This is a genomic window from Stygiolobus sp. CP850M (genome assembly GCF_037389425.1).
In the GTDB taxonomy this organism is placed as follows: Archaea; Thermoproteota; Thermoprotei_A; order Sulfolobales; family Sulfolobaceae; genus Stygiolobus.
This window is the reverse complement of the sequence record NZ_JBBHKR010000018.1, coordinates 1-7,541: the sequence shown is the minus strand read 5'-3', so window position 1 is coordinate 7,541 and position 7,541 is coordinate 1. Positions and strand designations below refer to the sequence as shown.

The window sequence follows — 7,541 nt, the reverse complement described above, 5'->3', positions numbered from 1 at the left end:
TAATCCAAGAAGCCGTTAAGGAGGCACTAAATTACGCCTCAACGTGGGTCTCCACCAGACTTCTAGGAAAGGAGAGAATCATCGAACTTTCAATAGACGCTTACATAGAAGTTTTAGGCAAGGTCCTCGAGACTTTGACAAAATATGAGAAGTTGATCGGTTTAAAGGGAGAAGGTGTTGAAGCCGTAGAGAACTTGATAACAAACTACGCATTCCCCGTCACTGCACAAGCGTTAGTAGAAGGATTAGCAAAGGGGGTAGGAACGAAGATTAACGACCCCCACGCGGTATTTTATACACTCGTAAAAGTCCTTCTCCCCCCAAAAAGAGGAGGGAGGATGAAGATGGACTCAACAACCACCATATTCCTTAACATCACTGGGAACATAGACGCAAACGAGCTTCAGGAGAGCGAAATAATTGAGAAAGAGAAAGATGGGGTCATATTAAACGAACCTGAAAATGACGGTACCGACATGAACTCGACATTAGCTTCCCTTGAAAAGCTACCGCACGTAAGAGACGCGATAAACGGTAAATACGAATTCAAAACTCCGGTGCAACTCTTACACTACCTTGAATACGAGGCTTTAAAGCACGGTGACAAACTTCAGCAGATAGTAAACGACTTGAGAAACAAGACTAGATTCGTAGATGACGCAATAGCAATGGCGAAAATCTTCGCGGAAGTGCTCAACGATAATGACGTTGAAAAAGAGCCGTGCAAACGTATAGTAGGTAAGAAAGAGGGGATTCTCAGGTTCACCTCATGAGGTGAGAGTGATGGCAGATCTCTCCTTATACAACAACAAAGTGAGGAAAGACGTATTCGATACCAAGTTAGACGACGAATTAGCACCGGAGCTCAGTGACGTTTACCTCAAGAAAGCTAGGTCTATATACACTAACCCGGAGGAGTTCTTCTCTGTTACGTATTTCACTGATTCCATGGTTCAACTCATCAACGACATCTCTACTGCCTTTAAGGAAGGCAAGGGAATGACGATACCTCTGTACTCCTTCTTTGGTGGAGGCAAAACGCACTCCCTCATCATGCTTTACCACGCTTTTTCTAATCCAGCCGTGTTTAAGTCATTCCTTTCCAAGAACCCCGAGTTGAGAGGTTACAGAGCAGAAGTCGAGGAAGGAGTTAAAGTTATAGTTATTGGTGGTAAGGACTCAAATACGGCTCCTTCCCCAGACACTCAAGGGGACGTAAAAACCCTTTGGGGTTACATCGGGAAAATGTTGGGGAAGTACGATATAGTAAAAAAATACGACGAGGATCAGACTACGCCACCTAAGGACGTGTTAGAAAAGCTATTCCAAGGTGAAAAAGTCTTAATTCTAGTAGACGAGATAGTTTGGTACTTACAGAGGTTGAGACACAGTGCTTTCTCTTCCTACTACTACCAATGTTTAGGCTTTTTCGAGGTGTTGGCGAGTGTTACAAACCAATACCCGGTAGTCCTTGTGGTTACAATACCCGGGGAGATCAACGAGACGGGTAATGTACAAGCTGAGGCAGGCTACAGAGACGAGGTGACCGAACTTAGCAAGAGGATCCTCAGGGTAGGTAAGGTATACAGAGCCCCTATCGAAACCCCCGTGGACTTAGGTAAGGTGTTGCAGAGGAGGATATTTGAACAAATAGACGAGAAGGTTAAGCTCGAAGTATTAGCTAAATTCAAGGAGCTAACGGATAACTACAGCGAGTACGTGGACAGCGAAGCTGTGAAGGAATTGAACGAGACTTACCCGTTCCACCCCTATTACATTAACACATTGAGGAAACTGTTAGAAGAGGCTAGGCTACAGAAGACGAGGGACGGTATTAGACTGACTAGGATCTTAGTCAGGAAGTTGTGGAACGAGAAGCCCGTGAGGAGTCTCATATTACCTTCTGACATCGACGTAAGTGACCCTAACATAAGGACTCTGCTTTTGAAAGACTATCCGCGTTTTAACCCGGTAGTTGACGTAATGAAAAATGAAACTAAAGGTCTTTATGTTTACTTCGCTTTGTCAGATTACGTGTTTCTCTCCACCTACATGTACGAGTTGGGGCTTAACCCCACGCAGTTCAAAGACGTCTTACCAGATTCCAAGAGAGTAGTGACTTCTGTCCTAGACCCGCTCTTGCTTGAAACTTCAAAGTTAACACCCTCCGACGTCAGGGGTAGGCTGGACGACATAAGCGGAATAAGCGACCCTGAGAAGAAAGTGACTTACCTAATAACTTCCGACGGGAGGTATTGGTTTACCTCTATTCTAGATCCAATAGCTATATGCAGAAAGGGTAAAGACAAGGTTACCGATGCTGAAGCTGAGGAAAGGCTGAAGTATTACACTTCACAATTAGCTGATACTCCAATAGACAAGGTTGAAAAGAGGGGAGCAAGTAAGGAGAAGTTTAGGAGCCAGGTGTTTAAGCCCTACGAACGTGTAGTGGACAGCCTTGACGACTTAATAGACGTAGACGATGAGGTTTATAGGACTGTAATTATCTGGGAACCGGCATGCCGAGACTGTGATGATGAAACAGCCCTGAGGAAGGCGGAAGAGAAGGCTAGGCGTTTCATTTACAATAGGATGGCAGGAAAGAACTCGTATACACCGAGGCGTAACGCTAACAGTATAGCTGTAGTCTTCTCCCTACGTGGAGTCTACCGTGATGTGTTGTTAAACCAGACGAAGGAGTTAATCTCTTGTGAGAAAGTAGACCCGCAACAGTATTCCACAGACGACGTGAGCCTTAAAGTAGCCGAGGGATTGTTGAATAGTCACAAATATTCACTGATTTCAGCAATATACAATAAGGTGTTACAATATTACGACACTGTAGCCTTTCCTTTCGAAAATAACGGAGTCTCTATAAAGGTGAACAAGTCAACTGAAAAGACGATATTAGGTAACGTTGAGGAGACGTTAAAGGAAGAAAGGAAGCTTATAACCGAGTTGGACTTCGACTCACTTAATTACTACTTGTCCTCTACTAACATAAACTTGAAAGAGAGGAGCTTTTCTTATCAAGAACTGAGGAGGATGTTCTATACTAACTCTAACCTACCGTGGGTGCCAGATGAGGGACTAAAAGAGGCTGTGGTAAACGGTGTTAATCATATGGACATAGGTGTAATGAAGGGGAACAACGTTTACTTCAAGAGGCTTGAAGGTGAGTCTGAGTATACCACCACAATACTGGACGATACTGTGACTATATTACCGCCTAGTCTCGCCGCTGAGAAGCAAATAGACTCACTACTACAAACTGAGAAAGAGATCGATGAGGGGGAGAGAGTTAGGAAGATCTTCTACGTGTTAATTACGAGAGATGGGGAAGAGATTCCGTTAAGGGAGTTGAGAGGGAGGAGTGAGTGGTTAGATCTGTTTATTACGGGTAGGCTTGAAAGGAGAGAGGTCGTAGAGGAGAGCGGGATAGATTTAGAGACGATACCGAGAGAGGTAATAGGAAAAGCCGGGGAAGAAGTTGAAGTCAAAGTGAGAGTGTTAAAGAAGGGTAAGTTTAACGGTAACGTTGAATTGGAGTGTGATGGATTCGAAGTTACTCCGAAGTCAGGGATTCCGAATTTTGAAGCTACATTAAAAGGCAAAGTTGTAAGCGACGGGGAAATTAGGCTGAGTGTAAAATTTGACGGCAAAGTTAAGACGGTTTTAATCCCCGTCAAAGTACAAAAGGAAGAAGCACCGTCTGAGACTTCCCTCACTTTGCCAATACCTGAGGGAGTGACTATTACCAGAGTTGAAATAAACGTAAATTCGTCCTTAAAAATTAACGAAATTATGGATGTGGTGAATAAAGTGAGGATTATACCCGGGGTAAAGTCTATCACCGGTGAAGTCACTCTAGACAATATGGAGTCGTTAAGCATTACAGTAAAGCCTAAGGGCATGAAACCCGATCAGTTCATAAATACTCTTAGCTCAGCATCCAGTCTTGTAAGTAGGAACAACTTAAACTTATCCGGTAAAATTACGGTAAACTTCACTGACCCTAAGCCTATTCAGGACAAAGCAGTTCTAGAGTATTTGGTAAAGAAGGACTTCGTTAGAGTATACGCTAAGAGGTGATCTTGTGTTATACCAGATCAGGGAAACGAAGTCGGAAGGCAGGGAAAGGCTTTACTTTTACGAAACAAGGAACGAGAAGACGTTTAGGACGTTTAAAGCTACGCTGAGCTTAAATGAACTCGTTGAACAACTTTACAAGAGGACGGACTTAAAGTACAAGAGGACTAAAAAGAGCATGTTTACGGATTCTGAGAGGTTGTTCAAGCTCTCCGTAGTGTATTCCGGAGTCAGGCAAACCATGAGGTATACGTCTCCGAGTAGGATCTTGACTTTAAGTAAGGTTCTGGTCACAATGGAAGAGTATTCCCTTCACTTCTGGTACTCCGAATTTGTAACACGTTACACAGAGAGGAAGAACGTAGTGGACACCTATAAAGTAGGAAGGGCATTCAGGGACCTTTATGACATTTGAGTTCTTGAAGTCCGTTTTCGATGAGTTAGCAAAGTCTCACCCCTTTTTCCGGTACCCTATACTTACTGATGGTGATTATGAACCGTATATTCACCAGGCTGAGGTTTTCTACAGACTGTTGCCAAGGATACCGGTTAGGTTTCTGGTCGCGGATGACGTAGGTCTGGGAAAGACTATAGAAGGGATCATGATAATAGACCAAATGATAAAGAAGAGGGGAGCTAGGAAGATACTCCTAGTAGTGCCGAGAGTGTTGGTAAAGCAGTGGGTAAATGAGTTGCTTAAGTTCTCGAGGGAGTGGAAATTAGAGGTGGTTGAGTATGATAGTGGTAGAGATGTTTCAGGCGATGGAATTTATGTCGTAAGTGTTGACACGTTGAAATTAGAACAACATAAAAAGAAGTTCTTTTCGGTAAAATGGGATTTGATTATTGCTGATGAGATACATAAGATAGGGTTTGTAGGGAGTAAAGAGAACTTGAGGTACAAAGTAATGAGTCATTTAGTTGCGAGTAACCCGGACACTAACTTCGTAGGTCTTACGGCAACTCCCCATAGGGGGAATGACAAGGACTATTTCAAAAGGTTAGCATTAGTAGACCCCTATTTAAGGGAGGAAAATGAGAGAGTAATAAGGGACGCTGTTAGGGCGATAGTGTTAAAGAGGAATAAGAAGAACGTTAACGAGGTCTATGAGAACGAGCAGATATTTCCACCTGCCAGGTTTATACAGTACGTGATTGAACCGACTCAGGACGAGAAAAACTATTACACTCAGATCAGGGAGCTAACATTAGCAATTCTTAAGGACTACTATAACCAAAAGGGAGAGCAACCTAAAGCGTTGCAGTTATTAGCCTTTATGATAGGTAGGAGGAGTTTATCCAGCCCACAAGCGGGACTATTGACTTTTAAGAGGATGATGGAGAGTAGGGCTGAAAAAGTAGACGAGAACGCAGAGGAGTTAGCTGAAGAATACGCAGAAGAAGAGGAGACAGAGGAGGTAGTGGAAGTTGATAAGATAACTGAAGACCTCATGAGTCTTAATGCCAAGTATCTAGAGCGGTTTAAGGATCTAATTCCAGGCTTACTGGATCTAGCGAAAAAAGTGATAGAGGTGGACAGCAGAATAAAGGCACTAATCGACCTAGTTGATATACACAAAAGGAAAGGGGATAAGATAATTGTTTTCACGGAATATAAGGACACGGCTAACTACATATACGGTAAGGTCAAAGAAGGTTTGAGGTTAAGTGATTCCGAGGTTAAGCTAATAACTAGCGACGTTTTGGGACAGGGTAGAGTGTCTATTGAGGATATAAAAAAGTGGTTAGAAGGAGAGGGGTTCAAGCTCTTAATTGCTACTGACGTGGCCTCCGAGGGCTTAAACTTACAAGCTGCTAACGTTTTGATTCACTACGAACTCCCGTTAAGTATAGTAAAGTTTGAGCAAAGGAACGGGAGGGTGTGGAGGTTAAAACAGAAAAAGGATGTTTATATTTACTACATTTCTCTGAACACCGAAATAGAAAAGGCCATTCTAGACAATTACTACAACAAACTGTTAACAGCAACAATACAAACCGGGTCACAAGTAAACGTTGCAGACGCGATCATATATAACGGTGAGGTGAAAACGGTAATTAACTTAAGTGATGAAAAGGAAGACATACCAGTTTACTTAGCTTACAACGGACAAGGGGAGAAGAAGGATGAGGAAAGAATAACGCCGCTGAAAGTGTGGGAGGCAGCAGTAAACGGAAGGATGGATCACATTGTAGCATTGATAGGAAGCAGGATTAAAGTAATAAAGGAGGCAATGAAAAAGTTCGCGTTGTATGAGCCTTTAAGGGGACAAGCCCTCTCAGATATAGAAAAAGTTAGGATGTTAACAGGGTTTAAGAACAGAAAAGAGCTAAGGGAAAGTGTGCGTTCACTTCTAGAGAGAGTAGTAATTTTATCTGGGGGTTCCATAGAAGGGAGTAAAATAAAAGTAGGGGGTTACCTTAGGTCTGTAGATGAGTCTAGGATAGGGCTGTTGATTCATACTCTCAACAAAGTAGTCCAAGATAGGGCTAGAGAAGCTAAGCCTTTCGTACTATGCAACAATATTCAAGCAAATTACTATGTAGCTGAGGCCGTAGTTAAACTTAAACAATCAGAAGTCTTATCGATACCGATAGTAATTAAAGTAGAGGAGAAAGATAAATTGATTGTTGAAAGAGTACCTTTATCACAATTCCTTAGAGAGGTTTTACCCCTTGCTGCTGAGTGCACAGCTTACCCTGAATACGTGGAAATAATCGACAAGCCGTTCTCAGGCATAATTAGGGATATCGAGGTTGATAATCTAGGAAAACTATTAGATAGTTATAAAAAATACAAAAGGGAGAGGGGAAGAGACAACTGGTTGCCAGATGATAAGGTCAACCCAGAGATTAACATCGTGATAAAAGGCGGAATAATCGGGCTGAAAGAGATCGATAACGTTAGAGAGAGAGTGCTCGAGGGATTGAAAAAGTTACAAGCCAGAGACGGCTTGTCTGTTAAAGAGGAGGGAGGAATCCTTAGGATAGAAGGGAAAATAAACGGTAAATATGACATACGGTACGTGGAGATCGTCAGACCTTCTCAACTCCTCTCACGCTCATCTACAAGTTGGTCTTATTCTTACTCTAACGGTGCTTTAATAGGTGTGAAACGTGGTTAAAATTAATATTTTACAAGGTAAAAATGAAGTAGGCGGTAACTGTATAGTTGTGGCAGATGGTGCAAATAAGGTTTTCTTTGACCAAGGTATAAGATTTTCAAGGTTCAAGAAGTTTTACAAGGGGAATATATCACCTTCAGGGTTTTCAGAAATGCAGAAATTAAAGATCATACCTAATATACAAGAGCCTTCCGAAATTTACATTTCACATTATCACTTGGATCATTTAGGACTTCTCCATGCTTTACAGCCTGGTAGCACCGTTTACGTCCCAGACAAGGATATTTTCAATAAGTTCTCCGATTTTTATAAATCGTCCAATACGTG

3 protein-coding genes and 2 pseudogenes are annotated in these 7,541 nt (G+C 42.4%); all 5 read left to right on the top strand.

Annotation, left to right across the window (positions count from 1 at the left end):
• Positions 1–773 (top strand): annotated as a pseudogene (locus tag WIW89_RS00735) (DUF1156 domain-containing protein); the annotation flags it as partial.
• A gap of 10 nt (positions 774–783) precedes the next feature.
• Positions 784–4,092, top strand: coding sequence for a DUF499 domain-containing protein (locus WIW89_RS00730; protein WP_337719382.1), 3,309 nt, complete (start codon positions 784–786; stop codon positions 4,090–4,092).
• A 4-nt stretch (positions 4,093–4,096) separates the two neighbouring features.
• On the top strand, positions 4,097–4,504 hold the full coding sequence (locus WIW89_RS00725; RefSeq protein WP_337719381.1) for a hypothetical protein: 408 nt from the start codon (positions 4,097–4,099) through the stop codon (positions 4,502–4,504).
• Positions 4,494–7,214, top strand: a complete 2,721-nt coding sequence (locus tag WIW89_RS00720) for a DEAD/DEAH box helicase (protein ID WP_337719380.1) — start codon at positions 4,494–4,496, stop codon at positions 7,212–7,214. Before WIW89_RS00725 ends, WIW89_RS00720 begins: the two co-directional genes overlap by 11 nt.
• Positions 7,207–7,541 (top strand): annotated as a pseudogene (locus WIW89_RS00715) (MBL fold metallo-hydrolase); the annotation flags it as partial. The gene WIW89_RS00720 and the pseudogene WIW89_RS00715, both read left to right, overlap by 8 nt.

Coding starts and splice junctions, on each gene's coding strand:
- WIW89_RS00730 (WP_337719382.1), top strand. CDS start 784: ATGGCAGATCTCTCCTTATACAACAACAAAGTGAGGAAAGACGTATTC.
- WIW89_RS00720 (WP_337719380.1), top strand. CDS start 4,494: ATGACATTTGAGTTCTTGAAGTCCGTTTTCGATGAGTTAGCAAAGTCT.